Here is a 206-nt window from a genome sequence, read left to right as displayed (position 1 = left end):
AGCTTCAAAATCTGAAATTGACCGTAAAGATGAATCTAAACCAAAAACTGGAGTTTTTGTTGGAAGTTATGCGATAAATCCTGTTAATAATCAACCTGTTCAAATTTGAATTAGTGATTATGTATTAAATGATTATGGAACAGGAGCTGTTATGGTTGTTCCTGCTCATGATAAAAGAGATTGAGATTTTGCAACTACATTTAATC

Annotated in this window: 1 protein-coding gene; it reads left to right on the top strand. The window is 31.1% G+C overall.

Annotation, left to right across the window (positions count from 1 at the left end; all coding sequences use genetic code 11):
* The first annotated feature begins 109 nt into the window (after window positions 1-109).
* Window positions 110-184 carry a hypothetical protein gene (locus tag ABOA88_RS24200; protein ID WP_440128020.1) on the top strand — a complete coding sequence of 25 codons (75 nt, stop codon included), beginning with the start codon at window positions 110-112 and terminating at the stop codon, window positions 182-184.
* Window positions 185-206 lie beyond the last annotated feature (22 nt).

This window comes from Pseudomonas sp. PKS, assembly GCF_051913525.1.
In the GTDB taxonomy this organism is placed as follows: domain Bacteria; phylum Pseudomonadota; class Gammaproteobacteria; order Pseudomonadales; family Pseudomonadaceae; genus Aquipseudomonas; species Aquipseudomonas guariconensis_D.
The sequence above is the reverse complement of the archived record's forward strand: the minus strand, read 5'-3'. Positions and strand labels throughout refer to the sequence as shown.